21 protein-coding genes are annotated in these 25,382 nt (G+C 71.1%); 12 read left to right on the top strand and 9 right to left on the bottom strand.

Annotated features, from left to right (window positions below; translation table 11 throughout):
- The first annotated feature begins 193 nt into the window (after window positions 1–193).
- From RS82_RS18470 to RS82_RS18430, 9 genes are read left to right on the top strand one after another with little or no spacing between them, the layout of a single operon-like run.
- Window positions 194–1,810, top strand: coding sequence for an ABC transporter substrate-binding protein (locus tag RS82_RS18470; RefSeq protein ID WP_045302115.1), 1,617 nt, complete (start codon window positions 194–196; stop codon window positions 1,808–1,810).
- A 31-nt stretch (window positions 1,811–1,841) separates the two neighbouring features.
- A complete protein-coding gene (locus RS82_RS18465) occupies window positions 1,842–2,813 on the top strand; it encodes an ABC transporter permease (protein WP_342666944.1) in 972 nt (323 codons plus the stop codon).
- A gap of 11 nt (window positions 2,814–2,824) precedes the next feature.
- Complete coding sequence (locus RS82_RS18460) at window positions 2,825–3,802, top strand: ABC transporter permease (RefSeq protein ID WP_084695760.1); 978 nt, start codon at window positions 2,825–2,827, stop codon at window positions 3,800–3,802.
- Window positions 3,799–5,442: an ABC transporter ATP-binding protein gene (locus RS82_RS18455; RefSeq protein WP_045302111.1), complete on the top strand. Its 1,644-nt coding sequence runs from the start codon at window positions 3,799–3,801 to the stop codon at window positions 5,440–5,442. Before RS82_RS18460 ends, RS82_RS18455 begins: the two co-directional genes overlap by 4 nt.
- Window positions 5,439–6,818 (top strand): M20/M25/M40 family metallo-hydrolase, encoded by a 1,380-nt coding sequence (locus tag RS82_RS18450; RefSeq protein ID WP_045302109.1) that lies wholly within the window; start codon window positions 5,439–5,441, stop codon window positions 6,816–6,818. Before RS82_RS18455 ends, RS82_RS18450 begins: the two co-directional genes overlap by 4 nt.
- Complete coding sequence (locus RS82_RS18445) at window positions 6,815–7,927, top strand: LLM class flavin-dependent oxidoreductase (protein WP_045302108.1); 1,113 nt, start codon at window positions 6,815–6,817, stop codon at window positions 7,925–7,927. Before RS82_RS18450 ends, RS82_RS18445 begins: the two co-directional genes overlap by 4 nt.
- Window positions 7,928–7,986: 59 nt before the next feature.
- The gene (locus RS82_RS18440) at window positions 7,987–8,859 is read left to right on the top strand and encodes a DUF1684 domain-containing protein (protein ID WP_045302105.1); all 873 of its coding nucleotides are present in this window, start codon (window positions 7,987–7,989) and stop codon (window positions 8,857–8,859) included.
- On the top strand, window positions 8,856–9,941 hold the full coding sequence (locus RS82_RS18435; protein WP_045302103.1) for an LLM class flavin-dependent oxidoreductase: 1,086 nt from the start codon (window positions 8,856–8,858) through the stop codon (window positions 9,939–9,941). The genes RS82_RS18440 and RS82_RS18435 overlap by 4 nt, the downstream gene beginning before the upstream one ends.
- On the top strand, window positions 9,938–11,383 hold the full coding sequence (locus RS82_RS18430; RefSeq protein WP_052676930.1) for an MFS transporter: 1,446 nt from the start codon (window positions 9,938–9,940) through the stop codon (window positions 11,381–11,383). Before RS82_RS18435 ends, RS82_RS18430 begins: the two co-directional genes overlap by 4 nt.
- Before the next feature lie 13 nt (window positions 11,384–11,396).
- On the opposite strand, the gene RS82_RS18425 is transcribed toward RS82_RS18430, so the two are convergent.
- Window positions 11,397–12,410, bottom strand: coding sequence for a GlxA family transcriptional regulator (locus RS82_RS18425; RefSeq protein ID WP_045302101.1), 1,014 nt, complete (start codon window positions 12,408–12,410; stop codon window positions 11,397–11,399).
- 152 nt (window positions 12,411–12,562) lie between these two features.
- On the opposite strand from RS82_RS18425, the gene RS82_RS18420 reads away from it, so the two are divergent.
- Window positions 12,563–13,384, top strand: coding sequence for an alpha/beta fold hydrolase (locus RS82_RS18420; protein WP_045302099.1), 822 nt, complete (start codon window positions 12,563–12,565; stop codon window positions 13,382–13,384).
- A gap of 69 nt (window positions 13,385–13,453) precedes the next feature.
- On the opposite strand, the gene RS82_RS18415 is transcribed toward RS82_RS18420, so the two are convergent.
- From RS82_RS18415 to RS82_RS18380, 8 genes are all read right to left on the bottom strand, one after another.
- Window positions 13,454–14,824 carry an FAD-binding oxidoreductase gene (locus RS82_RS18415; protein WP_211255963.1) on the bottom strand — a complete coding sequence of 457 codons (1,371 nt, stop codon included), beginning with the start codon at window positions 14,822–14,824 and terminating at the stop codon, window positions 13,454–13,456.
- A gap of 147 nt (window positions 14,825–14,971) precedes the next feature.
- Entirely contained in the window at window positions 14,972–15,814 is an 843-nt protein-coding gene (locus RS82_RS18410; RefSeq protein ID WP_045302286.1) for a PhzF family phenazine biosynthesis protein, read from the bottom strand.
- A gap of 61 nt (window positions 15,815–15,875) precedes the next feature.
- A complete protein-coding gene (locus RS82_RS18405; protein ID WP_045302095.1) occupies window positions 15,876–16,070 on the bottom strand; it encodes a hypothetical protein in 195 nt (64 codons plus the stop codon).
- Between the two features lie 75 nt (window positions 16,071–16,145).
- Window positions 16,146–17,441, bottom strand: coding sequence for a D-alanyl-D-alanine carboxypeptidase family protein (locus tag RS82_RS18400; protein ID WP_211255962.1), 1,296 nt, complete (start codon window positions 17,439–17,441; stop codon window positions 16,146–16,148).
- A 152-nt stretch (window positions 17,442–17,593) separates the two neighbouring features.
- Entirely contained in the window at window positions 17,594–19,759 is a 2,166-nt protein-coding gene (locus RS82_RS21700) for an LLM class flavin-dependent oxidoreductase (RefSeq protein ID WP_084695759.1), read from the bottom strand.
- A gap of 126 nt (window positions 19,760–19,885) precedes the next feature.
- Entirely contained in the window at window positions 19,886–20,878 is a 993-nt protein-coding gene (locus RS82_RS18390) for an ABC transporter substrate-binding protein (protein WP_045302091.1), read from the bottom strand.
- Window positions 20,879–20,930: 52 nt separating this feature from the next.
- A complete protein-coding gene (locus RS82_RS18385) occupies window positions 20,931–21,734 on the bottom strand; it encodes an amino acid ABC transporter ATP-binding protein (protein ID WP_045302089.1) in 804 nt (267 codons plus the stop codon).
- Window position 21,735: 1 nt separating this feature from the next.
- A complete protein-coding gene (locus tag RS82_RS18380) occupies window positions 21,736–22,815 on the bottom strand; it encodes an amino acid ABC transporter permease (protein ID WP_045302087.1) in 1,080 nt (359 codons plus the stop codon).
- Window positions 22,816–23,012: 197 nt separating this feature from the next.
- Between RS82_RS18380 and RS82_RS18375 the strand changes: the two genes are divergently transcribed.
- Together RS82_RS18375 and RS82_RS18370 are read left to right on the top strand one after the other, a co-directional pair.
- Window positions 23,013–24,071: an LLM class flavin-dependent oxidoreductase gene (locus RS82_RS18375; RefSeq protein WP_045302085.1), complete on the top strand. Its 1,059-nt coding sequence runs from the start codon at window positions 23,013–23,015 to the stop codon at window positions 24,069–24,071.
- Complete coding sequence (locus tag RS82_RS18370; RefSeq protein ID WP_045302083.1) at window positions 24,068–25,381, top strand: LLM class flavin-dependent oxidoreductase; 1,314 nt, start codon at window positions 24,068–24,070, stop codon at window positions 25,379–25,381. Before RS82_RS18375 ends, RS82_RS18370 begins: the two co-directional genes overlap by 4 nt.
- The last annotated feature ends 1 nt before the right edge of the window (window position 25,382 follow it).

The raw sequence follows: 25,382 nt of genomic DNA, 5'->3' as shown, positions 1-25,382 counted from the left end.
TCGCGGATAGGTCGCGGGACCCGCACGAAGTGACTGCGGAACATGACGCCGGATGACGGCGCGTGACGGTGCGCGACCGTCATTCACGCCGCGTGACATCCCCGATCGGGGCCAGCACGACCTCTCGGGGACGCTGAAGCCACGAGCCCGGCATGTCCGCCGGGGCTCGCCCGCCACAGCTTCTGGAGACCCCATGTCGTTCACCCGACCCCGTACCGCCGCGCTTGCGGCGATCGGCGTGGTCGCGCTCGCGCTCACCGCGTGCGCGACCGGCGCCGGCGATCCCGCCCCCACCGCATCCGCAGAGGCGGAGCCCGTCACGGGCGGCAACCTGACCTTCGCGATCTCGGTCGACAGCCAGTGCATCGACCCGCAGCAGGTCGGCAACAACGACGCGATCGCGATCGCGCGTCAGACCGTCGCGTCGCTGACGATCCAGGACCCCGAGACCGGCGAGATCCTGCCGTGGCTGGCCACCGACTACGAGGTGAACGACGACGCCACGAGCTTCACCTTCACGCTGCAGGACGGCCCCACGTACGCCGACGGCGAACCCATCGACGCGGCATCCGTCAAGACGAATTTCGAGGCCATCCAGGCGCTGGGCGCGAAGGCGAGCCTCGGCTCGTCGTACCTCGCCGACCTCGAGAGCATCGAGGTGCCCGACGAGCACACGGTCATCGTCAACTTCTCGGAGCCGAGCGCGCAGTTCCTGCAGGCGACCTCCACGTTCTCGCTGGGTCTGCTGTCACCCGCCACCGCGGCGGTGAGCCAGGCGGATCGCTGCCTCGGCGACTTCATCGGCTCGGGTCCGTTCTCGGTGCAGAGCTACACGCCCAACGAGGGCGCCGTGCTCGAGCGCCGCGAGGGCTACGAGTGGGGCCCGTCCACCGCCGGGCACACCGGCGAGGCGTACCTCGACACGATCACGTACAAGGTCGTCCCCGAGTCGGGCAACCGCACCGGCAGCCTGCAGTCGGGTCAGATCGACGCGACCACGGGCATCGCGACGGCGGACGCCGTGCTCTTCGAGGGCGACGGCTTCTGGTCGCTCAACCGCGCCAACCCCGGCTCGGTCTACAACCTGTACGCGAACCAGTCGACCGAGAAGCTCGCCGACGAGAACGTGCGCCTCGCGATCCAGAAGGGCATCGACCGTGAGCAGATCACGTCGACGCTGCTCGGCCCCGACGACCTGCCGGCCGTGTCGCCGCTCGCCTCGTCGACGCCGTACTTCACCGACCTGAGCGACGTGCTCGAGTACGACCCGAAGGCGGCCGCCGAGCTGCTCGAGGACTCGGGCTGGACCGAGGGCGATGACGGCATCCGTGAGAAGGACGGCGAGAAGCTCAGCTTCCACGTCACCTACTGGCAGTCGCCCAAGGAGGTGCTCGAACTCGTGCAGCAGCAGCTGCGCCAGATCGGCGTCGACCTGCAGCTGACCTTCGCGAGCATCGCCGACGTGCAGGCCGCGAACGCCGACGGCACGTACGACTTCTCGTACGGCAACCTGACGCGGGCCGATCCCGACGTGCTGCGCACGGTGTTCTCGGTCACCGGCACCAACAACGCCACGAAGCGCACCGAGCCCGCGGAGATCGACGAGCTTCTCGACGAGCAGGCCGCCATCATCGACCCGGCCGAGCGCCAGAAGGTCGTCGACGAGGCCGCGGAGCTGCTCGTCACCGGCGGCTACTCGATCCCGATCTACCAGCTGTCGACCACGATCACTGCCGCGTCGAAGGTGCAGGGTCTCGGCTTCGAGGCGTCCAGCCGCCTGGACTTCTACGACGCCTGGATCGCCGAGTAAGCCCTCACGGGCACATCGCACGACGAAAGGGATGAGGAACGAAATCATGTGGGGTCGATACATCGCCCGAAGGATCGGGCAGGGCGTGATCGTCCTGTGGGCCGCCTACACGATCTCGTTCCTCATCCTGTACCTGCTGCCGGGCGACGCCGCGACGCTGTTCGCGGGCGGCGGCGACCAGGAGGCCGTCGATCCCGAGCTCGTCGCGCAGCTGCGCAGCGAGCTCGGGCTCGACCGCCCGCTGTGGGAGCAGTACCTCGTCGCCCTCGGCAAGGCGCTGACCGGCGACTTCGGGGTGTCGACGCAGACCGGGCGCCCGGCATCCGATCTGCTCCTCGAATCCCTCCCCCCGACGCTCGCGCTGACCGCTTTCGCGTTCGTGCTGTCGGTCGTGTTCGGCGTCGTCCTCGCGCTCTCGGCGTCACTCGCCCGGGCCAGGTGGCTGCGCAACCTGCTGTCGTCGCTGCCGCCGCTGGGCGTCTCGATCCCGGTGTTCTGGATCGGGCTCCTGCTGCTGCAGGCCTCCTCGTTCCGCATCCGCCTGTTCCCGTCGATGGGCAACGAGGGCTTCGAGAGCCTCGTGCTGCCGGCCATCACGATCGCGATCCCGTCCGGCGCCTTCATCGCGCAGCTGCTGTCGCGGAGCCTGCGCTCGACCCTCGCCCAGCCATATGTCGAGATCGTGCGGGCGAAGGGCGCGAGCGAGCGCCGCGTGCAGCTCGGCCACGCGTTCCGCAACGCCGCGATCCCCTCGCTCACGATGGTCGGCGTGCTCATCGGCGGCCTGCTCTCGGGCGCCGTCGTCACCGAGACGGTGTTCTCGCGCCTGGGCATCGGCCGGCTCGTCGTCACCGCCGTCAACAACCGCGACGTGCCCGTCGTGCAGACCGTGGTCGTCTTCGCCGCCTTCGTCTTCGTGGTCGCCAACCTCGTCGTCGACCTGGTCTACCCCCTCATCGACCGCCGCATCACGCTCGCCCGCACGGCGTTCGTCGCCGCCTGACAGGAGCCGCCATGACCGTCGAGAACGTGCTCACCCCGCCCGCGCGCTCCCTCGAGCCGCACGACCCGTTCCTCGAGTCGATCGTCGACCCCGACGCCGATCCGTCGGGCAGCCCGCACGCGGCCGCGCTCGATGAAGAGCGGCCGGATGCTGCCACCCGCCGCTCCGCCCTGCGCCCGATCGTCGCTGTGCTCAAGCAGCCGACGCTCGTGGCGTCGATCCTCGTGGTCGCCCTCGTGACCCTGTGGGCCGTGGTTCCCTCGTGGTTCACGGCGTGGGATCCGATCGTCGGAGTCCCGCAGGACCGCCTGCTGCCGCCGAGCCCGGAGCACCTCTTCGGGACGGACAACCTCGGACGCGATCTCTACGCGCGCGTCGTCTACGGATCGGCGACGTCGCTGGCCGCGACCTCGGTCGCGGTCATCGTCGGCCTCGCCGTCGGGTCGCTGTTCGGCCTGCTCGCGGGGTTCCTCCGGGGTTTCGTCGACGACGCGATCATGCGCTTCATGGACGTGCTGCTCGCGATCCCGAGCCTCCTCCTGTCGCTGGCGCTCATCACGGCGCTCGGCTTCGGCACGCTCAACGTCGCGATCGCGGTCGGACTCGCGAGCATCGCCTCCTTCTCCCGCGTCATGCGCGCCGAGGTGCTGCAGATCGCCACCGCCGTCTACGTCGAAGCCGCGCACGTCTCGGGCGTGCGCTGGCACACGGTGCTGCGCCGTCACATCCTCCCGAACGCGTCGGGCCCTGTGATCGCCCTCGCCGCCCTCGAGTTCGGCGTCATGGTGCTGGCGATCTCGTCGCTGTCGTTCCTCGGGTTCGGCGCTCCGCCGCCCACGCCGGAGTGGGGCTCGCTCGTCGCCGGCGGGCGCGACTACCTCGCCGTGGCGTGGTGGCTCACGACCTTCCCGGGCCTCGTGATCGTCGCCGTCGTGCTGTCGGCCAACCGCATCTCGCGCGCCCTCGAACGCAATGGAGGAATCCGATGACCGCGCTGCTGGAGGTCTCGAACCTTTCGGTGTCGTACACGCTGGGCGGCGAGTCGCGCCCGGCCGTGCGGGACGTGAGCTTCACCGTCGACCGCGGCGAGGTCGTCGCGATCGTCGGCGAGTCGGGCTCGGGCAAGAGCACGACCGCGCACGCCGTCATCCACCTCCTGGCCTCGAACGCGTCGGTGGATGCCGGAGCCATCGTGTTCGACGGCACCGATCTCACCGGGCTCCCGCGCCGTGCCTGGCGCGAGGTGCGCGGTCGTGCGATCGGGCTCATCCCGCAAGACCCGACGACGAGCCTCAATCCGGTCAAGCGCGTCGGGCGCCAGGTGGGCGAGCCGCTGGTGATCCACGGCCTCGCCACGCGCCGCGGCGCGGACGCGCAGGCCGTGGAACTGCTGCGTCTGGCCGGCATCGGCGAGCCCGAGGCGCGCGCCAGGCAGTTCCCGCACCAGTTCTCGGGCGGCATGAAGCAGCGCGCCCTCATCGCGACGGCGCTGGCCGCCGAGCCGCAGCTCGTGATCGCCGACGAGCCCACGAGCGCGCTCGACGTGACGGTCCAGAAGCAGATCCTCGACCACATCGACACCCTGGCGACGACGCTCGGCACGGCCGTGCTGCTCATCACGCACGACCTCGGCGTCGCCGCCGACCGGGCCGACCGCATCATCGTGATGCAGAACGGCGAGATCGTCGAGACGGGCGCTGCACGTCAGGTGCTGGACAGTCCGCAGCATCCGTATACCCGCGCACTCATCGCCGCCGCCCCCGGGCTCCGAAGCGGGGCCGCGCGGGTGACGGATCGAGCGGCACGGACGGAACCGGATGCTGCGACCCCGGCACTCCTGGAGGTCACCGGCCTCCGCAAGGAGTTCCCGCTCCCCGGCCGCGAGAAGCTCCTCGCCGTCGACGACGTGACGTTCCGCGTCGACCGCGGCGAGACGCTCGCGATCGTCGGCGAATCGGGCTCGGGCAAGAGCACGACGGCGCGCCTCGCGCTGCGGCTCGAGAAGCCGTCGGCGGGCAGCATCCGTTTCGACGGCGAGGATCTCGTCGCCGCGAGCCGTGACGAGCTGCGCGCGCTGCGCCGGCGGTTCCAGCTCGTCTACCAGAGCCCGTTCGCATCTCTCGACCCGCGGTTCACGATCGCCGAGGTGATCGACGAGCCGCTGCGGGCCTACGGCGTCGACAAGGCCGAGCGGGCACGCCGCGTGCGAGAGCTGATCGACCAGGTTGCTCTTGCGTCGAACACGGCCTCGCGGCGGCCGGCGGAGCTCTCGGGCGGCCAGCGGCAGCGCGTGGCGATCGCACGCGCGCTCGCACTGCGCCCCGACCTCGTCGTGCTCGATGAGGCGGTGTCGGCGCTCGACGTCTCGGTGCAGGCGCAGATCCTCGATCTCCTCGCCGCCGTGCAGCGCGAGGTCGGAGTGTCGTACCTGTTCATCAGCCACGACCTCGCCGTGGTCCGCGAGATCTCGGACCGCGTCGCCGTGATGCAGCACGGCCGGATCGTGGAGCAGGGTGCGACCGCGCAGGTCCTCAGCGCGCCGCGCGAGGAGTACACGCGACGGCTCATCGAGGCGATCCCGGGGTCGACGCTGTCGGCGCCGGCACTCGCGGAAGAGGCGGTCGCATGAGCATCGGGGGAACGCTGTCGCAGCAGACGACCGAGCTCCTGCAGGAGCTGATCCGCAACGCGGCCGTCAATGACGGCACCCCCGGCTCGGGGCACGAGCACCTGCAGGTGCGCACGCTGCAGCGCTTCTTCGAGGGCTCGGGTCTTGAAGGCGTCGTCGTCGAGCCGCACCCCGGGCGCCAGTCGCTCATCGTGCGCATCGAGGGCACCGACCCCACGGCGCCGTCGCTGGCGCTCGTCGGGCACACCGACGTCGTGCCCGTCGAGCCGTCGGGCTGGTCGCGCGACCCGTTCGCCGGCGAGATCGTCGACGGCGTGCTGTGGGGACGCGGCGCGATCGACATGCTCAACCTCACCGCCGCGTACGCCGTCGTGACCCGCGCGATCGCGACGGACAGGTTCCGCCCGCGCGGCGACCTCATCTTCGCCGCCGTCGCCGACGAGGAGAACGGCAGCCGGTTCGGCGTGGGGTGGCTCACCGAGCACCGCCTCGACCTCATCGACGCGGACTGCGTGCTCACCGAGTCGGGCGGCGCCCATGCCGGCGCGCAGCCGCACCTCGGCGTCATGGTGGGCGAGAAGGGCGGCGCCGGGCGCCTCCTTCGCGTGACCGGTGCCCCTGGTCACGGGTCCGCGCCGTGGGGCTCGCGCAACGCGGCGGTCATCGCTGCCGAGGCCGTGACCCGCCTCGCGCGGCACCGCGGAACCACCGTCATCACGCCGCAGTGGCGCGCGTATGCCGAGGCGCTCGACCTCGATCCCGACACCCGCACCGCCCTCACCGACCCCGACCGGTTCTACGAGGGCCTCCCGCACCTCGGCACCCTCGACGGGTTCGCGCACGCCTCGACGCACACCACGATCTCGCCGACCATCGTCCGCGCCGGGGAGAAGGGCAACGTCATCCCGGGCACCGCGACCGTGCAGCTCGACATCCGCATCCTGCCGGACGTCACGCGCGAGGACGTCGAGGGCTTGATCCGCGACGCGCTCGGCGACCTCATCGAGCACATCGAGATCGAGGGCGACTGGTTCGGGGAGTCGACGGCCTCGCCGATCGACACTCCCCTGTTCGCAGCCCTCGGCAGCGCGGTCCGCCGCGCGTACCCGAGCGCCGAGCTTCTGCCGATGCTCGGAGTGGGCGGCACGGACGGCCGCTTCTACCGTCGCCGCGGCATCCCGGCGTACGGCTTCGGCGTGCTCAGCGAGCGATGGGACTACGGCACGTTCCGCCGCCTCTTCCACGGCAACGACGAGCGCATCGACCTCGACTCGATCGCCCTCACGGTCGACGCGCTCGACCACGCGGTGCGCACGTTCCACGCCGATACGAGCACCGCGACGAGGACCCGCGCACCCGAGGAAGCCACCGTATGAGCACGCCCGGCACCATCCCGGTCGCGGGCATCATCCTCGCCGGCACGTTCCCCGAGCACGACCCCCGCGCGGGCCTCGAGACGACCCTGCGCCTGTTCGAACTCGCCGAGGATCTCGGCTACGACGTGGCCGGCATCCGTCAGCGCCATCTCGAACGCGGCGTCTCGTCGGCGCTGACGTTCCTCGCGGCGGCGAGCCAGCGGACCCGCACGATCCGCCTCGAGACCGACGTCGTGCCGCTGGGGTACGAGACGCCCTTCCGCCTCGCCGAGGACTTCGCCACCGTCGACGCCCTCTCGGGCCGCCGGGTGAACGTCGGCGTGAGCACGTCGGCCCCGCACGGCGACCTGCTCGCATCGCTCGCGAGGACGGTCCCCACGCCCCCTTCAGGCGCCGCCGGCGCGTCGCCCGGAGCCTCCGGGCGCGTGGGCCCAGCTGCGGCCGCCGCCGATCCGTACGCGCTGATCGAGCGGTTCCTCGAGTCGCTCGAAGGGCACGCGCTGTCGGACGACGAGCTGTCGACGCCGTACGGGCCGCAGATCCCCCGGGTGCAGCCGCACATCGCGGGCCTGCGCGACCGCGTGTGGCTCGGCGGCGGCTCGCTGCGCTCGGTGCGCTGGGCAGCCGCGCGCGGACTCAAGCTGCTGCTCGGCAACGTCGGGGACGGCGACGCCGCCGACACCTTCGAGGCGGCGCAGCGCGCGCACGTCGACGCGTACCTGTCCGAGTTCCGCGGCACCGACCCGCGCATCGGCGTGGAGCGGGTGATCCTGCCGACCGACTCGGCGACCGCCGCGCAGCGTGAGCACTACGCCGCGTACGTCGCCGCGCGCGACGAGCGCACCGCGGAGCCGGTGAGCCTCGGCGGACGCACCGTCGTCTTCCAGCGCGACCTCCACGGCACCGCGGAGCAGATCGCCGAGCGCCTCACGAGCGACCCGACTTTCGACGGTCGCACGGAGCTGCGCGTCGCGTTCCCCTACGGATTCGACGAGGACGAGTGCCGCCAGATCCTCACCGACATCCGGACCGCCGTCCTGCCGCTCGTCGGGTGGCGGCCTGCCGCTGCCTCCGCGACCACCGGCACCGTGGCCGCGCCCGCGGCCTGACGTCCGCGCCGGCTGAGCCCGCAGCATCCGTTCCCCACCCACCCCACCGAGGAGGACCTATGACCACCACCCTCAACTCCGATGTCGACCGCGCCGAGTTCGGGCGCGAGTGGGAGGACTGGCACCGCGGGCACGAGACGCGGCGCGCCGACTCCCTCGGCTTCTTCGCGATCACCGGCCTGCACTGGCTCGGCCGCGACCCGATCACCCTGCCGGGTGCGCCCGGCACGTGGCACCTCGGCGCCGACGGCGTCGTCGTAGACCTGGCCGACGGCGAGAGCCTGACGCTCGACGGCGCGACGATCACCGGCACGCATGCGTTCGGCGAGATCGCCGAACGGGGCAGCGTCACCCCCACCTTCACCGACGGCGACATCGCCGGTGCGGTCGAGATCGCGATCCGCGGCGGGCACACCATCCTGCGACCGCGACGGGCCGATCACCCGTTCCTCGCCGAGTACTCGGGCACCCCGACCTACGTGCCGAACCCGCGGTGGCGGGTCGCGGCGCGCTTGCGCCCGTTCGATGCGCCCGTCCCGACCGAGGTCGGTGCCGCCGTCGACGGGCTCACCCACGTCTACGACGCCCCCGGCGTGCTCGAGTTCTCGTGGCGGGGCGAGGAGTTCGCGCTCACGGCGTTCGAGGGCAAGGGGCCGGGCGACCTGCTCGTGCTGTTCACGGATGCGACGAGCGGGATCACCACGTACGCCGCGAACCGCTCGGTGGGCATCGACGCGCCCGATGCCGACGGCTGGACCACCATCGACTTCAACCGCGCCGTCAACCTGCCCTGTGCGTACACGGACTTCGCCACATGCCCGCTGCCGCCGGAGGGCAACCGTCTGCCGATCGGGATCGAGGCCGGCGAGAAGACGCCGCTCGCCCGCGTGATCTCGAACGCCGAGCTCGTCGCGCCGGGGGTGTCGGCATGAGGTTCCAGCTGCTCGACATCATCCCCTACCGCGCCGATCCGATCACCGGCCATCAGGTCTCGCCCGCCGAGCGATTCGCCGAGACGCTGCAGCAGGCGATCCGCGCCGAAGAGCTCGGATTGGATGCTGTGGCCATCGGCGAGCGCCACGCCGGGCATTTCATCTCCTCGGCGCCGACGGTGCTGCTGGGCGCGATCGCGGCCCGGACGCACAGCATCCGCCTCAACTCCGGCGTGACCGTGCTCTCGGTCCTGGATCCGGTACGCGTGGCCGAGGACTATGCGACGATCGACCAGCTGTCGGGCGGGCGCCTCGACATCACGATCGGGAAGGGCAACGAGGTCGCACAGTTCCCGTTGTTCGGCCTCGACATCGATGACCAATGGGAGCTGCTCGCCGAGAAGTACGAGCTGCTGCGCACGCTCTGGCGCGAAGAGGATGTCACCTGGCCGGGCACGGAGTTCACCCGGCCCCTGTCGGGTGTGACGACGCTGCCGCGGCCGTATGCCGGGGCACCGCGAGTGTGGCACGGCTCGGCGACGACGCTGTTCTCGGCGGGGCTGGCCGCGAAGTTCGGGGATCCGCTGTTCAGCGCGAATGCGATCCAGCCGCTCGAGAACTACGGCGTGCTGGTCGATCACTACCGCTCGGAGTACGCGCGGCACGGCCACGATCCGGCGGACGCATTCGTCGCCGCCGGCTCGGGCGCCCTCTTCATCGCCGACACCACCCAGGAGGCGATCGCCCAGTACGGGCCCGTATACAACGCCATCGTCGCCGCCACCAACGTGCCCGGCAACAACACCCCGTTCCGCGACATCGAGCATGCCGTCGCCGAGGGTCCTGCCCTCGTCGGCACACCGCAGCAGGTGATCGACAAGATCGCACGGTTCCACGGCCGGCTCGGGCACGACCTGCAGTCGATCAGCCTGCCGACGACGGTGCCGTTCGTGCAGCAGCTAGAGATCCTCGAGCGGTTCGCCGAGGAGGTCGCACCGGTGCTGCGGGAGGAGTTCCCGACGGTGCTGTGGACCGAGGCCGACCCGCTCGGTCAGCGGGAGCGCGAGCTGACGACCGCATGAGTGGCCAGAGCGCGGTCCGCGACGCGCGGCCCGCGCTCTGGGCGTGCCTCGCGGCAGGCTTCGCGACGCTGTTCGACGCGGTGGTGATCACCTACGCGGCACCGGCGGTGAGCGCGTCGCTGGGCGGCTCCACCGCGGGCGTGCAGTGGCTGCTCGCGTCGTTCTCGCTGACGTTCGGGCTCGGGCTCATCCCCTCGGGGCGGCTGGGTGATGTGTACGGGCGCCGGCTGCTCTTCCTGGTCGGCCTCGCGATCTTCCTGGTCGGAGGCGTCGCGGCCGTGCTCGCCCCGACGATCGTCGTGCTCGTGGCGGCGCGGTTCGTGCAGGGGCTGGGTGCGGGCGTGATCAGCGCGCAGGTGCTCGGCGCGATCCAGGACCTGTTCACCGGCAGAGCCCGACTGAGCGCCCTCGCCGCGTACACCGCCGTCGGCGGGCTCGCGGGTGTGCTCGGGCCGGTGCTCGCGGCCGTGGTGATCGTTGCCGTTCCCGCAGAGGTGGCATGGCGCGCCGTGCTGCTGACTCCCCTGCCGCTGGTGATCGCCGCCTTCGTCCTCGGATGGCGCGGGATGCCGGGCCCCCGCGCCCGTCCGGAGTCCTCGGGGTCGGAGCGGGTGTGGCTCGACCTGCCGGGCATCGTGCTGCTCTGCCTCGTGGTGGTGGCGCTGACCCTGCCCGTCGTGGAGCCGGGGCTCTCGGGCGTGTGGGGCCTGGCTGTCGTGGGCGCGGCGGTGCTGCTCGGGCTCGTACTGGTGCTGTGGGAACGCAGGTACGCCCGGCGTGGACGGCTTCCGCTGTTCGCGCCGGCGCTGGTGCGCTCGCGCGGTTTCGTCGTGGGGAACGTGGTCGCGCTGCTGTGGTTCGGCAGCGGCATGGCGGCCGGGTCGGTCGTGACCCTGTACTTCCTTCAGTCGCCGGCGCTGTCGGCGCTGGTGATCGCGCTCGTGTTCGCGCCGGGCGCGCTGGCGCGGCTCGTCGGGTCGCTGTTCAGTCTGCGGGTGGTGGGGCGCATCGGGTCCCCGGCCACGGTGTGGCTCGGCCTGGGACTCCAGGCGGCGCTGTTCACCGGGCTCGCGATCGCGGCGCCGCTGTCGCCGGACGGAGTGCTCTTCGTCGTCGCCGCGGCTGCCCAGATCGGGCTGGGGATCGGCGGCGGCCTCGTGGAGCCGGTGGTGCGTGCCACGACCCTGTCGTTCGCGCCCGCCGAGCTGCACGGCGTGGCGGCATCGTTCCTGCAGCTCACGCAGCGATTGGCGGCGACCTTCCTGGTGGCACTGGCCGCCGGCATCCTTCTCACGTCATCCGGTGTCTCGACGGCCGCCACCCTGCAGGCCGCACTCGCGACGTGCGCGGTCGGCTCTGCCGTTGCGCTGGCCGCGTCGGCCGATCCGGCGTTCCGGCGAGCGGGAACGCGCGCCGAGGTGACGGCCACGGCGCAGACCTGAGACTCCGGCCAGGTCAGGAGGCGAGCTCGAAGCCACCCTCCGCAGGTCTGTCTCGAACCGCCGGGAGCGCGGACCGGAACCGCCGCTGGTACTGCGACGGAGAGATGCCGAGGCGGGCGATGAACGCGCGGCGGAGCGCCTCGGCGCTCCCGTAACCCGCCTGCGCGGCGCTCTCGGTCACGTTCGCACCCGCCTCGAGGTGGACGCGGGCGAGATCGAAGCGCACCCCGGTGACGTACTCGGTCGGCGACTGCCCGATCTCTTCACGGAAGAGGCGGGTCAGATGGCGTGAGCTGACCGCCACGAGCCCGGCGAGTTCCGGCACGTTCCACGCACGAGCGGGATCCGCGTCGACGAGGTCGGTGGCGCGGCGCACGATCGAGGCTGCCTGTGCGCGGGCGCGCAGCGGCACCGAGTACTGCGACTGGCCGCCCGAACGCTGCAGGTAGACCAGCAGCAGCTGGGCGACCTGGCGCGAGACATCGGCGCCGTGGTCGTCCTCGACGAGGGCGAGCGCCAGATCGATGCCCGCCGCCACGCCGGCCGACGTCGAGACGCCGCCGTCACGCACGAAGATCGCGTCCGGTTCGACGCGCACGCGCGGGTAGCGGCGTTGCAGCTCCGGCGCGAACTTCCAGTGCGTCGTCGCCCGCTTGCCGTCGAGCGCGCCGATCTCGGCGAGCACGAAGGCGCCGCTGCAGATGGAGACGACACGGCGGGCCCGGGTGGCGAGGGCGGCCGCAGCATCCGTCAACGGTCCTCTCGCGAATTCGTGCGGCGGCATCTCGCTGCCCGGCACGATCACGGTGTCGAAGTCGCCGGCATCGTCCGCCGCGCCGTGCACCGAGACAGTGGTGCCGAGCGAGGTCATGACATCGTGTCCGTCGGGTGAGAGAAGAACGACGTCGTACCCCCGCACGGCCTGGTTGGCCTCGACGAAGACCTCGGCCGGCCCGACATAATCGAGGGTCTTCACTCCGTCGAACAGCAGGAACGCGATTCGCCGTGGGGCGGGGGCCGAGTGCATCCTTCCATCCTCGTCCTGAATCGTGGGATGTGAGGCCGTTCGAGCGGGGCGCCACGGCCGCCGATCGTCGAGGCTCGAGGGTGGCGCCGTCGCCCGTGACGGCTCCGGCGAGTGGGGCGACGGGTCGGCCCGATGATCGCAAGGAGTCCGCCATGCCGACGTTCACCACCTCCGACGGCACCGAGATCTACTACACCGACTGGGGAACCGGGAAGCCGGTCGTCCTGAGCCACGGCTGGCCGCTGAGCTCCGACGCGTGGGCCGTCGAGTCCAAGCTTCTCGCCGACGCGGGCTACCGCGCCATCGCGCACGACCGCCGCGGGCACGGCCGTTCGACCAACACCGACCGCGGGCACGACATGGACACCTACGCCCGCGACCTCGCCGAGCTGATCGAACACCTCGACCTCACCGACCTCGTCGTCATCGGCCACTCGACCGGCGGCGGTGAGGTCGTGCGCTACGCCGCGCAGCACGGCACGGGTCGCGTCCGCAAGGTCGTCACCGCCGGCGCCGTGCCTCCGATCATGGTCCGGTCCGAGGCGAACCCCGAAGGCACGCCGATCGAGGCCTTCGACGGCATCCGCGCCGGCGTTCTGGCCGATCGCTCGCAGTTCTACAAGGACCTCGCAGTGCCGTTCTACGGATTCAACCGCGAGGGCGCCGCGGTGTCGCAGGGCCTCATCGACGACTTCCAGCGCCAGGGCATGCTCGCGGGTCTCGCCGCCGCCTACGAGTGCGTCAAGGTCTTCTCCGAGACCGACTTCACCGAGGACCTCAAGGCGCTCGACGTGCCGATCCTGCTCGCTCACGGCTCGGACGACCAGATCGTGCCGATCGCAGCGGCGGCCGAGAAGTCCATCGGCCTCGTCTCGGACGGCACGCTGAAGGTCTACGAGGGCGCGCCGCACGGCATCGCCGGCGAGTATCAGAAGGCGCTGATCGCCGACATCCTCGCCTTCATCGCGGACTGACCGCGGAACCGGCCCGGGAGCTCGTCCCTCGACGGGCTCCCGGGCCGGAATCCGTCGTCCCGCCGGCCGCTAAGGCACGATGTTCTGGTTGAGGTGGAACACGTTGTCGGGGTCGTACTCGCGCTTGACGGCACGGAGCCGCTCGTAGTTGGCGCCGTAGTTGCTGGATGCCTTCGGCTGGTCGTCCTGCGAGGCGAAGTTGATGTAGCCGCCCGGCTGGGCGAACGGCTCGATCGCCGCGTAGTAGTCCTTGACCCACGCGGTGTTCGCGGTGTTCTCCGCCGGATCCGGCCACATCCCCGCGATCACCAGCGCGAAGTTCGCGTCGCGGTGCCCGAAGGCCGTCGCGTCGGACGCCACGTCGTGGCACGCTCCGTTGATCGGGTAGAAGTGGACCGTCGAGTTGACGGTCGGCACCCGCGGGCCGTGCTCCATGTGAGCGGCCACCGATTCCGGCCTGAGCTCGTCGAGGAACGCCGCCTTCCAGTAGTGCTGGAGGCCGGGTGGGACAAGTCCATCGAAGAGGCCGTTCATCGCCGGGTAGGGCATCGGACCCACCATCTCGGCCACCGGCTTCGCGACGTCGCGGAACCCTTGGACGATCTTCTCGGCCTCCGACGCCGGGCCGTTGATGCAGAAGACCACAGCGACGAACGGCTCGCCGGCGCGGTCCTCCGGCACGAACGGCAGCGCAGGAGCGATCTGGAACGCGGGGAACCCGCCGAACTCGCGCGGTGCGGTCCGCACGTAGTCGGCGAAGTACGCCAGGATCGCCGGACCGTCCGCGAGCTCGAAGAACATCGGGCCGCCGTAGATCTCGGCGACCGGATGCAGCCGGAACGTGAACTTCGTCACGACGCCGAAGTTGCCTCCCCCGCCGCGGAGAGCCCAGAACAGGTCGGGCTCCTCGTCCGCACTCGCCGTGACCACTCTCCCGTCCGCAAGCACGACCTCTGCCGAGAGCAGGTTGTCGCACGAAAGCCCGTGGCCGCGGGCGAGGTAGCCGATCCCGCCGCCGAGCGTGAGTCCGCCGACACCCGTCGTCGAGATGATCCCGCCCGTCGTGGCAAGGCCGTGCTGAGACGTCGCCTCGTTGAACATGCCCCAGGTGGCGCCGCCTGCGGCCTCGGCGGTCGAGGACGCGGGATCGACGGTCACCGTGGTCATGTCGCCCAGATCGGCGACGATCGCACCGTCCGCGGTGCCGAATCCGGGCACGCTATGGCCTCCGCCGCGGACCGCGACGTCGCTCCCATCCTCGGCGGCGGCGCGGACGACGGCCGCGACATCTGCGGCGCCCTGGCACCGCACGACCGCGGAGGGTCGGCGGTCGATCATCGCGTTGTAGACGACCCGCGCCTCGTCGTATCCGTCGTCGCCTTCTTCGACGACGGAGCCCTTCACGCTGCTGCGCAGCGAATCCATCACCTTCATGGACATGGTCGACCTTCCCATCGACGCAAACGGGCACAGCGACCGCACGGTGCGTGCGGCCGTCGGCACCGGTTTGAATCGACGGTCCTCGCGTTGGAGGGCACTGTCAAGGCGGTCAGTACCCGCGGCGCGGAGGCAGCGGAATCGCGGAGGTCAGTCGATGCGGACGGCCGACCCCGACACGACGATCCCACCGGCTGTCGGGATGTCGACGGTGAGCTCGCTCGGCCTGCCGACGTGGCTGCCCTGGAGGATCACGACTCGTGCGGGCGCCTCCACCGCGTGCGTGGCGCGAAGATAGCCGCCGGTCGCCGCTGCGGCCGCGCCGGTCGCCGGATCCTCGATGATCGACCCGACGGGGAAGACGTTGCGCGCATGCCACCGATCAGCGCTTTCGGGCCACAGCACGATCATGGTCGCAGGCCATCCCCGCGCGTCGAGCACCGCGCGCGCCCGGTCGGGATCGATCGCGAACCCGTCGAAGACCTCCCGCTCAGCGAGCACGACGAGGGGATGCCAGTTGCCGCCGAACGCCTGTGCGGGGGCGAAGTCCGGATGCAGGTCCTGGTCCGACAGCCCGATCGCCCCGAGCACGTCGGCGAGGGCGTCCGTGGGCAGCGGGGTCGTGTCGGGCTCGACGCTGATGAACGACACCCGCCGCTGCCCGGAGTCCGTTGCGGTGACGATCTCGACGACGCCGACCGGAGTCTCGAACGAGATCGCGCCGTCGCCGTCGGCCTCCGCGATCGCTGCCGCCGCAGCGACGGTGGCGTGACCGCAGAATGGCACCTCGGCGAGGGGCGAGAAGTAGCGGATGGCCCGACGGCCGTCCTCGCCGGCGACCACGAACGCCGATTCGGCATAGCCGAGGTCTGCGGCGATGCCGAGCATCGCAGCATCCGTCAGTCCGCCGGCGTCCAGCACGACACCGGCGGGATTGCCTCCCGCGGGCTCGGAGGAGAAGGCCGTCCATCGCTGGATGTCGATCGCGCTCATCCGGTCACGATAGGTCACGGCGGCGCGAGGAGGTCGCCAGGCACCGACCGATTCCTGCCGATCAGGGGGTGCGCCGCCGGCGCCGCGCGATCCCGATGCCGATCAGCACGAGCCCCACGACGAGCACGATCGGCCCGATCGTCGCCCACAGCGTCGACCCGGTCATCGCCGACCCCTGCAGCACCCCGACCCCCTGCAGCGTCCACACCAGCCCCACCGCGGCGAGGATCACGCCGGGCACGAGGAACGGCCACATTCGCTTCACGACCACGACTCTAGGTCGGCGGCGCTCCTCGCGACAGAGCCGTGGTGACCCGCGAACGGAACCGGGTTACTCCCCGCCGAGCTCCCCCGGGTGGGTGAGTCGCCAGGAGTCCGTCGGCGGGACGATGGCGCCGTCGATCTCGATCGGAACCGTCACCGTGTTCGGGCCCGCGGTCCACGTGATGCTCCCGACCTCTTCGCCGTCGGTGTACGTCTTCGGCGTGGTCGTCGTCATCTCGACGGCGATCGGGGTGTCGGACCACGTGAAGATCGTCGCGTAGTCCGAGACGACGATCTGCGCCGACGCGCCCCATCTCGTCGTGATCGTGCCGACCGGCTGATCGCGCTTGGCGAGCGGCACTTCGTGGAAGCCGGCACGGATGCTGTCGATCAGCGTCATGACGTCGTGATCGACGTTCGCGCGGGTGAAGCCGCCGAGCACCACCCCGGTCACGCTGAGCGGCTGCGCCGTTCCGACGGGGACGGATGCGGTGAAGAGCAGGTTGTACGTGCCCTCGCCCAGGTTGCCCGTCTTCAGGCCGGTGATCCCGTTGCTGCCGAGGAGGTCGTTGGTGTTCTGCATCGCACCGGGACCGGGCAGCGCGAGCGAGCGCGTCGCGACGATGCTCGCGATCACCGGGTTCGCGGCGGCGAGCTTGCCGAGGGCGATGAGGTCGGCCGGCGTGCTGGTGTTGCGCGCGTCGAGGCCGGTCGGCTCGACGATCGTCGTGCCCGTGAGGCCGTTCGTCGCGAGCCACCGCTGCGCGGCACCGCGGAAGGCGCCCTGCGAGCCGAACGCCCACGTCGAGACCGCCTCCGCGTAATTGCTCGCCGAGGGGATGAGCATCGTCGCGAGCGCGTCGTGCAGCGACATCGAGCTGCCCGTCGGCATCGCCGCGATCGTCGCACCCCTCACGTAGTACTGGTCGTAGAGGTCGTGGTCGGCCTTGCTGAAGGTGATGGTCGGCCCGGGATCCGCGGCATCCGCCAGTGGATGACGCTCGAGGATCACGAGCGCCGTGATGAGCTTCGTGATGCTCGCGATCGACTGCGGCTCGCTGGTCCCGCTCGTCGCCCAGATGCCGCTCGCCTCGGCCCCGAGGTACTCGTCGCCACCGGCGACGGCGATCGCCGAGGCCCCGGTGGACGGAAGCGCGACGGCGGCGGCTGCCGGCACCGTCACGGGCGGCTCGTGCGTCTCGACGAGTGGCGCGCTCACCGGCGCCGTCAGTGCCCACCACACGTACCCGCTGGGGACGGCGAGCAGCACGACGAGCACGATCGCCGTGACGATCCAGCCGATGCGCCGACGGCGGCGCCGCCCCTCGGGATCCACCGAGCGCTGCGGCGGACCGCCGAACATCTGCTCCTGACTGATCAGCTGCGTGAACTCTTCGAGCTCATCAGTCGGCTGCTGAGGTGTCGAAATGGAAGGCCTCCGTCCCGAATGCTGAACCCATCATGCAGCATTTGAGACTCCCCGTCTCAGGGGGACGACAGAACGGCGGCGCGGGCTCACACCGGGGCAGCGAGCTCCTTCGCGAAGCACTGCGAGAAGGAGAACGCCGTGTACGGCTCGAAGATGGGGATCGGGCGGTACCCGATGCGCTCGTAGAGCACGACCGCGTCGTGCTGACGGTCGCCGGTCTGCAGAATCAGGCGCCCGGCCCCGCGGTCCTGCGCGATGCGCTCGAGCTCCTGCATCAGCGCGCGGCTCGCACCCGTGCCGCGTGCGCGCGGCCTCACGAACACGCGTTTCACCTCGAGGTCGCGCGTGCCGTCGTGGGCGAGATCACGCAGCGCCGCGTGACCGACCGCGTCGCCTGCGGCGTCCACGGCGAGCACCGTCGCGACGATCGTGCCGGGGTCGACCGCGAACGTGCGCTGAGCCTCCTCCGCAGCGGCGGCTGCAGCATCCGCCCATCGATCCGCATACCGGGGCGATACCTCGACGTCCATCTCCGCGCGGAGCTCCTCGGCGCGCGGGTCGTCCCAGGGGACCGTCTCGAACGTCCACGCCCGCTCGCCCGGGGACGCGTCCGCGGGCTCGGGCGCGAGGTCGTAGCCGAACGTGTACAGCTCGATCCATCGGCCGGGCTGAACCTCCCACAGCCCTTCCCGCTCCGAGAGCCGCCGGAAGCCGAGCTTGGCGTACAGCGCGTGGGCGCCGGTCATCTCGGGCCCGCTGTTCATCACGACGCGGTGCGAGCCCCGCTCGCGGGCGAGGTCGATCACGTGGCGGGTGAGCGCCTCTCCGATCCCGCGACCGCGGGCGGCGGGAGCCACCGCGAGCTGACGGAAGTCCGTCTCGCCGGGCTGCGCGACCTCCGCGAGCGGACGGTTCGGTCTCGCGACCCACACGGTGCCGAGGATCTCACCGCCGTCCTCGACGGCGACCCACACGTCCCCCTCGCGCACGCGGCTCGCGACGTCGCGCAGCGAAGCGACGTACTCGTCCGAGAGATTCCGGTAGCTCGCGAGGTACGCCTCGGCGGTCACCTCGCCGGCGCGGTCGTACTCCTCGGTGCGGACGAGACGAATGGTCCATTCCGGAGACACGGATGCCGCGCCCGCGGCGTCGGAGTCCCACGCCTCGGCCAGCAGCTCGTACGAGCGCACGCGGTCCGCGGGGTCGTGCGTGACCGTCGTGACGAGGAGCTCGTCGGCGCCGGTGACCCGCTGCAGCGTCTCGAGGCGCTCGAGCACCGTCTCGGGTGAGCCGACGAACTGCGTGTCGAGGCGGTCGCGGACGACCGCGAGCTCCTCGGCTGTCAGCGGGTCGGCGGCGGCCTCGTCGGGCGAGGGGAAGGGGACGGCGCCCTGGCCGGCGCGGATGCTGTGCACCCATCGACCGTAACCCGCGGCGAGACGGCGGGCCGCGGCATCCGTCTCCGCGACGACGGCGTCCACCGACACGATGACGTAGGGCTCGAAGATGCGGCCGGGGCGGAACGCGGCGCGGTACTCGGCGATCGCCTCGAGCACGAAGCCGGGTGCGACATGGTAGTTCGCGCCGAACGGCAGGCCGAGCTCCCCGGCGAGGCGCGCACTGGGACCGGCGGTCGAACCGTGGATCCACACCGTGACGTCGGCGCCCTCGGCGGGCGTGACGTGGATCGGCACGTCTTCGGGGGGTGAGAACGTGCCGTCGAAGAACGAGAGGATCTCGGCGACGTCGTCCGCGAAGCGCTCGGCGTCGGCTTCCGTGCGCCCGAGCAGCCGCGCCTGCACGACGAAGCGCTCCGAGTCGAACCCGGCGAACGGGCGGGCCGCCGGCAGCAGGAGCCCGTCGACGATGCGATCCTCCGATGCGGCGGGAAGCGCCGCGGCCGCCGCGCTGCGTGATCCCGAGCGCCCGATGCCGAGGTCGAACCGGCCCGGGTGCAGCCGCGCCACGACGCCGGCGGCCTCGGCGACCTGCGCCGGCGAGTAGTTGCCGATGATGGTGGCGGCTGTGCCGATACGGATGCTGTGCGTCACCGCCGCGACGGATGCGAGAAGCACGTGCGGAGCGGCGCCGGCGATCCCGGGGTTGAAGTGGTGCTCGGCGACCCAATAGCGCCGGTAGCCGAGGCGCTCGGCCGCGCGCGCGAGACCGACGCTGGCGCGGAGACCGTCGGCGGGAGTCTGCCCAGAGCCGAACGGCGAGAGGTCGAGGACGGAGAGCGGAACGCGGGACATGGGTGCTCCCTAGACGTGGTGCAGACGTGGAACGAGGGCACAGAATCGGAGGTTCTCGGCGACACGCCGGGTGGCAGCATCCGTCCCCGGTGTGTCGTCCGAAACCTCCGATCCTGTGCCGATCCGTCAGGACTTGGGGAGTCCCGGCGGGTTGACGAGGCTCTCGTCGACGCGCTCGGACTCGAGGTCCCAGATCTTGAGGACCTCGTCGTACTGGCCGTTCTCGATGAGGTAGTTGAGCGCGATGGCCACCGGCTCGATGAGTCCGTTGCCCTTGGCGGTCGCGGCGGCGATGTTCGCGGTCAGCGGCCAGCCGCCGGGCACGAGGCCGACGAGCTTGGTGTCACCGGTCTCGCGGGCGGCCCACGCCGACGTCGCGTTCGGACCGAACGTCGCGTCGATGCGGCCCGACTGCAGCGCCAGCACGGTCGCGGCGTTGTCGTCGAAGTACTGCAGCTCCGCCGGCTCCTCGCCGGCGGCCTCGAGCTCCTCGTTCCAGGCGAGCAGCACCTGCTCCTGGTTCGTGCCCGAGCCGACCGCGATCTTGAGGCCCGAGATGTCCGCAGCCTCCTCGATCTTCTCGATGTCGCTGTCGCTCTTCACGTAGAAGCCGAGAAGGTCCTCGCGGTAGCTCGCGAAGTCGTAGAGCTCCTTGCGCTCCTCGGTCACGGTGACGTTCGAGGTGATGAGGTCGTACTTGCCGGACTGGATGCCGAGGGGCCAGTCCGCCCACGCGACGACGACCGGGTTGTACTCGAGGCCGAGCGCGTCGGCGATCAGGGCGCCGATGTTCGGCTCGGTGCCGGCGGGGTTCGTCTCGCCCTCGGGGATGTAGCCCAGCGGGGGGACGTACGCGGAGTGCGCCACCGTGAGCTTGCCCGGCTCGACCGGCTCGAAGCCGCTCGCTTCGAGCGCCTCGACGGCTTCGGCGACGGGCTCGTCGAGACGGACCCACTGGATCTCGTCGGTCGTGACGTTCGCCGACTCCTCGGTCGCCTCGGGGGCGGCCGCCTCGGCCGGCGCGTTCTGGTTGACGCCCCAGACGATGCCGCCGACGATCGCGGCCACCGCGACGACGCCGACGCCGATCGCGATGCCCTGTTTCTTGCTGAGTGCCATGTGACTGCTTCCTTCTCTCGGGTGAGGACTCGGGGTCGAGATCTCGGTGGGGTCAGGCCAGGACCTTCGCGAGGAAGTCCTGGACGCGGGGGTGCTTCGGTGCCACGAGCACCTCGGCGGGCGGGCCCTGCTCGATGACGCGGCCGCCGTCGAGGAACACGACGCGGTCGGCGACCTCGCGGGCGAACCCGACCTCGTGCGTGACGATCACGAGCGTCGTGCCGAGCTGCGCGAGGTCGCGGATGACGTCGAGCACCTCGCCGACGAGCTCCGGATCGAGCGCGCTGGTCGGCTCGTCGAACAGGATCACCTTGGGCTTGAGCGCGAGAGCTCGAGCGATCGCGACGCGCTGCTGCTGCCCGCCCGACAGCTGCCGTGGGTAATGCTCCGCCTTGTCGGCGAGCCCGACACGGTCGAGCAGGCCCAGCGCGAGCTCGCGGGCGTCGTCCTTCGAGAGCCGGCCGAGCGCGACGGGCGCCTCCGTGACGTTCTCGAGCGCGGTCAGGTGCGGAAAGAGGTTGAAGTTCTGGAAGACGATGCCGATCTGCGTGCGGCGCTCGAGCACCTCGCGCTCGCGCAGCTCGTAGAGCTTGGCGCCGCGCAGCTCGTAGCCGATCAGCTGGCCGTCGACCGTGACCGAGCCGCGGTCGACGCTCTCGAGGTGGTTGATGGTGCGCAGGAGCGTCGACTTGCCCGAGCCGCTCGGCCCGAGGATCGCGACGACCTCGCCCGGCTGGACGGTCAGGTCGATTCCTCGCAGCACCTCGACGCCGCCGTAGCTCTTGTGCACGTTGTGGATCTCGACGAGCCCCTTGGTGGCGGTCTCCGCCGCGGTCTGGACGATGGTGGTGCTCATGTCAGCGCCCTCCGAACTTCGCGTCGTTGCCGTTGCTGTGCTGTGCCGCAGTGGGCAGGGGCGCAGCATCCGATCCCTCCAGAGGAGGTGGTGACGAATCAGCGTCGCCGAGGCGCGCCCACTGCAGCGCGATCCAGTGGCGGGCCCGCTGCACGGGCGTCGGGGGCAGGACGCGGACGCTGCCGCGGGCGTAGTGCCGCTCGATGTAGTACTGCGCGATGCTCAGGATCGTGGTGATGATCGTGTACCAGACCACCGCGACCAGCAGCAGCGGGATCACGCGGCTGTTGCGGTTGTAGATGACCTGGACCGCGTAGAACACCTCGGGGATCGCGATCACGAACACGACCGACGCGCCCTTGACGAGGCCGATCACCTCGTTGGTGGCGTTCGGGACGATCGAGCGCATCGCCTGCGGCAGGACGATCCGGGTCAACCGCCGGCGCGGAGGGATGCCGAGTGCCGCGGCCGCCTCGAGCTGGCCCTGGTCGACCGACAGCAGGCCGCCGCGGATGATCTCCGCCGAGTAGGCGGCCTGGTTGAGGCTGAGGCCGAGGATGGCGGCCGCGAAGGCGCTGATGAGCTGCACGGTCGGGAACTCGACGATCCAGAAGTCGGTCGTGAACGGGGTGCCGAGGCCGAGGGTCGGATACAGGTAGCCGAGGTTGTACCAGACGATGATCTGCACCACGAGGGGCACCGAGCGGAAGAACCAGATGAAGACCCAGGCGGCGGAGTTGAGCAGCGGCGACTTCGCGAGACGGGCGAGGGCGAGGAGCGTGCCGAGGAAGAAGCCGATGGTCGCCGAGATCACGGTGAGTGCCAGCGTGATGCCGACGCCCTGCAGCACCGGCTCCGAGAGGAAGTAGTGCGCGAAGACGTCCCACTCGTAGTTCTCGTTCGTCACCAGCGACCACGCGAACTGAGCGACGACGAACAGCACGACGATGCCGATGGACCACCGGAACCAATGCCGGGTGTGGACCACGCGGAGGTCGCCCAGGTCGACGCGCGACGACGCCGCGGACGACGGCGGGGCGACCTCGGCGGCGCCTGCCTGGCGCGGAAGTGTGTCGGTCATGAGGGGGCTCCTCGGTCGGGGCGCGGGGTCTGAGGGGTGCGCCGGTAGGCCGAACGTAGGGCCCTGCCGGGCAGGCGGCCCAACCGCGCCGGCCCCGCGGCGACACGGATCGTGACGGTCTGCAACGCGGCGTCACACTCCGGAACCCGGCGACGCAGTCCGGCCCAGTGCGGGTGCGGAGACCTACCGTGGCTCGCATGTCCGACACCCGTTTCGCTGTCGCCCTCGAGCTGGATGCCCACGGCGCCCACCCCGCGGCATCCGCTGCCTCCGCCGCGGCGTCGCCTCGCCTTCTCGCCTCCCGCGGCGCGGCCGCCGAGCGCTTCGGCTTCACCGCCGTGACCTTCGACGACTCACCGCTGCCGGCGAGCGACCTGCCTCGCCTGGACGCCGTGCAGCGCGCCGCGTTCATCTCCCCGCTCACGTCGGCCATCGGGCTCGTGCCCGTCGCCCACGTCGCCTACAGCGAGCCGTTCCATGTGGCGACGCAGCTCGCGAGCCTCGACTGGACGTCGAACGGACGCGCGGGCTGGATCGCCGCGTCCTCCGGGTCCGCGCACGACGCCGCCGCGTACGGACGCGAGGCGCTGACCGACGCCGAGCTCGAGCGCGAGCGCCACGACGTCATCGAAGTCGCGCGCCGGCTCTGGGACTCGTGGGAGGACGACGCCGTCATCCAGGACGTCGCCACCGGCCGGTATCTCGACGCCGACAAGCTGCACTACGTCGATTTCGAGGGCGAGAGCTTCTCGGTGAAGGGTCCGCTCATCACGCCACGGCCGCCGCAGGGGCAGCTCGTGGTGGTGTCGTCCGCCGGCACCGTGGGTGCGGACGTCGCGCTGGTCACGGGTGCCGATCGGGCGGAGATCACGGATGCTGCCGCCCGCGCGCGTGCGGAAGGCGCGACCCTCGTCTGGGCCGAGGTCGAAGTGGTGCTCGACGCCCGAGGGGTGTCCGCGGCTCGGCGACTGTCCGTGCTGGGGCCCTGGCCGGAGGCCGGGCGCCTGCGCTACGCGGGTGGGGCCGACGGTCTGGTCGCGCTCATCGCGGAGCTCGCAGCATCCGTGGACGGTGTACGCCTTCACGTCGCAGAACTCGATGTCGATCTCGAGGAGCTCGGTCGCGCGGTGCTGCCGGCGCTGCGGGAGCAGATCGGCTTCCGATCGCCGCGAGCCGGCGAGACTCTGCGTGGCGTACTCGGGCTCGAGCGTCCCGTCAATCGCTATGCCGCCACCGCCGTGAAGGAGTTCGCATGACCACGTCCCGCCGCATCCAGTTCGGTGTCTTCTTCCAGGGGGTCAACTTCGGAACCATCTGGTCGAGCGACCGCAGTGGCTCGCAGTACGACTTCGAGTCGTTCCGCCGCATCGCGCAGACCGCCGAGCGCGGGCTGTTCTCGGCGTTCTTCCTCGGCGAGGGTCTGCGCCTGCGGGAGCACTTCGGCCGCATCCACGACCTCGACATCGCCGGCCGGCCCGATGCGCAGACTCAGCTCGCGGCCCTCGCCGCCGTCACCGAACGCATCGGTCTCGTCGCGACGCAGAACACGACGTACAACGACCCGTACGACCTGGCGAAGCGCCTGAACTCTCTCGACCTGCTCAGCGAGGGCCGTGCCGGGTGGAACATCGTCACGACCGACAACGCCTGGACCGGAGCGAACTTCCGCCGCGGCGGCTACCTCGAGCACGCCGACCGCTACCGCCGGGCGGCGCAGTTCGTGGCCGCCGCCCAGCGGCTGTGGGACGCGGGGGCCGACGGCGTCGGCACCCCGGTCAGGGTCGGCGATCAGCTCGTGTCGTTCGAGGGCCCCGCGCCGTTGCCGCCGAGCGCGCAGGGCCGGCCGGTGCTCTTCCAGGCGGGCGACTCCGACGAGGGCCGCGAATTCGCTGCGGCGAGCGCGGATGTGATCTTCTCGGGGCATCCGGGTCTGGAGGACGCCGTGGCGTTCGCCGCCGACGTGCGCCGGCGCCTCCCTCGCCACGGACGGACCGAAGACGACCTCAAGTTCTTCCCCGGTGCGCAGTTCATCCTCGCCGAGACCGATGCCGAGGCTCGCGAGAAGGCCGAGTGGGTCACGCGTGCGCAGGTGTCGCCGCAGACGGCGATCCGCTTCCTCGAGCCGATCTGGGGCCGCGACCTCTCCGAGTTCGACGCCGACGGACCCCTGCCCGACATCGACCCGGTCGTCGACGAGGTCGACGGCCAGCGCGGATCGCTGTTCCAGGGCCGCCGCGCGGTCGAGACGGCGCGCGAGTGGCGCGAGAGCGCGGCTGCCGAGGGCCTGTCGATCCGCGAGTTCGTCATGAAGAGGTCGTCGCTTCGCACGTTCGTGGGTGGGTACTCGACGATCGCCGACCTGGTGCAGAAGTACGTGGAGGCGGGTGCCGTCGACGGGTTCAACGTGTCGCCGTACCTGGTGCCTGAGGGACTGGACGACATCGTGGACGGCCTCATCCCCGAGCTGCAGGAACGCGGCGTCTATCCGGCCGAGTACGTGGGAACGACGCTGCGGGAGAACCTCGGGCTGCCGGGGGTCGGCGAACGGGCGGAGCTCGCGGCCTGAC

Source organism: Microbacterium trichothecenolyticum (assembly GCF_000956465.1).
Taxonomy (GTDB): Bacteria; Actinomycetota; Actinomycetes; order Actinomycetales; family Microbacteriaceae; genus Microbacterium; species Microbacterium trichothecenolyticum.
Note: the sequence above shows the minus strand (reverse complement) of the source record. Positions and strands in the feature narration are given on the sequence as shown.